Raw genomic sequence first — 2,306 nt, 5'->3', positions numbered from 1 at the left:
AGCCGGACAACATCATGTTGGCGCCGGACGGGCCCCGGGTGATCGATTTCGGGATCGCCCGGGCGGTGGAGGCCACCTCCGTCACCGCCAGCGGCGTGGTCGGGACCATCGGCTACATGGCCCCCGAACAGCTGGAGGGGGCCCGCCTGACCGAGGCCGTGGACGTGTTCTCCTGGGCCGCCGTGATGGTCTTCGCGGCGACCGGGCGGGAGGCCTTCCCCGGCCCCACCCAGGCCTCCCGGATCGCCCGCATCCTGAGCGGAGGCCCCGACCTCGACGGGTTGGAGGGCCCCTTCGCCGAGATCCTCCGCGACTGTCTGGACAAGGACCCCGAGGCCCGGCCCGACGCCGCCACCCTGATGGGCCGACTCATCGCCGGCCCGCTCGTGGACGGCGGCCACCGGAACCCGACCCGGGGCCCGGAGGGGAACGACGCCACCACGGTCACCCCCTCACCCGACGCCTTCACCCGGGTGGGCGTCGACCCCACGCGGGTCGCCCCGCCCTCGAACGCCGACGCCGCGCCGGTGGACCCCACCCGGGTGGCGCGGGTCGACCCGACCAGGGTCGCGGGAGCGGACGTCCCCGCGGCCCACGCCGCACCACCGCGCTCGCTCTCCCAGGCGCCGCCGCCCTCGGGGCCGCCCCTCCTCCCGGAGCGGGCCCCGGACACGGCCGAGCCCTACCGTTCGGCCCCGCGGTCCCACACCCCGGTCCCGGCCCGGGGCGGGACGCTTCCGCCTTACCACTTCGCCGGAGCCCGCTTCCACGACCCGGGCTCCCTGGCCGAGGCCATGCGCGAGGACTGGGGCGCCGCGGTCCAGATCTTCAACAACCCGGCCGAACGCTCCGTCCTGGGCGCTTGGATCATGGACGACCTGCGCGACACCACCGTCGACCGGGCCCTGTTCCGGCGGGACGTCCGTGACGCCAACCTCGCGGTGGCCTCCTTCATCGCGCAGAGCCGCCCCGACCTGCCCCCGACCTTCCGAGGGCGGGACGCCTCCATGGAGGGCCTGCGCGCCCTGTTCGCCGACCCGCGCCCCCTGCTCACCGGGGCTCCGCTGGCCAACGAGATGGCTCTGTTGGCCCGCCCCGAACTCCTGCGGATCCTCGACGCCCACACCGGCCCCGAGGCGGGCGCCCACCGCAGGCTGGCCGAGGACCTGGACCGGGCCGAACGGGTCGGCACCGCCCTGTACGAGGAGCTCTCCCGAGAACTGGAGGGGTGGCGCTCGACCCACTCCACCGTCAACCCGGCCCTGGTCATGGCCTTCCTGCTCCACCCGGAGCTGATCGTCCAGCCCGCCGACGGCGGTGACGGCGGGGTCGCCGAGTGGATCGACATCCTCTGGCGTCGGGTGATCGCGGCCGACCTCCCCGACTCCGCGGGGTACGCCGCCGCCGTCCACGGCGCCATGAGCACAGTCCAGGCGCTGGCCCGCCAGCGCAGGTACTGGGAGGAACGCCACTCCCAGGTCTCCGGGACCCATGAGGCCCTGGAGGAGAAGGTGCTCTTCCAACAGCGGATGCAGCGGGCCGCGCGCTGGTGCAAGTACGCCATCGTCGCCCTGCCGATCGGTTTCGTCCTGAAGTTGGCCGACGGCGGCGGTTTCGGAGAGTTCCTCTTCGGGCTCGGACTGCTCGCCCTGGTGGCGTCCCTCAGCATCAACGTCACCAACGCGGTCATGTGCGGTAACGCCGCCCGGCGGGCCCAGCGGGTCATGGAACTCCACAACTCCCGCCAACAGTTGCCGCAGTTGGACTCGGGGGTCGGACGCATCCGCGCCGACCTGGAACGGGCCAGGCGCATCACCTCAGGCTGACCACGACACCCGCCCGAACACCGTTCGGGCGGGTGTTCCTTCGGTCGGCCCTCTCGGACCTTTCGTATCGGAGCGCCCGGTACGGTTCCGCGTCGGTCGGTGTCCCCCTGGAGCACGGACGGGAGACGACGCCCGGAACCTCCGAAGGCGCTCGGCCGCGCGACCCTCTCGCGCGGTCCCCCCTGAAAGAGCACAACAGGAGAAGAGGCCGCTTCGTGAACGAGACCACGGAGAGGGTCGACCCCGGACGTACGGTCGGCCGCTACCGGTTGCTCCGGCGGCTGGGCCGCGGCGGGTTCGGTGAGGTGTTCCTCGGCGAGGACGAGGACGGAGCCAGGGCGGCGGTCAAGCTGCTGCACGCGAGTTGGGCCGCCGACGCGGACATGCGGCGCCGCTTCGCCGCGGAGGTGGAGCAGGCTCGGAGGGTGAGCGGGTTCTGCGTGGCGGCGATCCTGGACGCCGACCCCGAGGCGGAGCAGC

The 2,306-nt window shown here is 73.4% G+C and carries 1 protein-coding gene and 1 pseudogene; both read left to right on the top strand.

The window, feature by feature from the left end:
• A partial coding sequence (locus D451_RS28865) for a serine/threonine protein kinase (RefSeq protein ID WP_017536610.1) occupies window positions 1-1,826 on the top strand: 1,826 nt, incomplete at its 5' end.
• 215 nt (window positions 1,827-2,041) lie between these two features.
• A pseudogene (locus D451_RS26955) lies at window positions 2,042-2,306 on the top strand (serine/threonine protein kinase); the annotation flags it as partial.

This window comes from Nocardiopsis alba DSM 43377, from assembly GCF_000341225.1.
Classification (GTDB): Bacteria; Actinomycetota; Actinomycetes; order Streptosporangiales; family Streptosporangiaceae; genus Nocardiopsis; species Nocardiopsis alba.
Note: the sequence above shows the minus strand (reverse complement) of the source record. Positions and strands in the feature narration are given on the sequence as shown.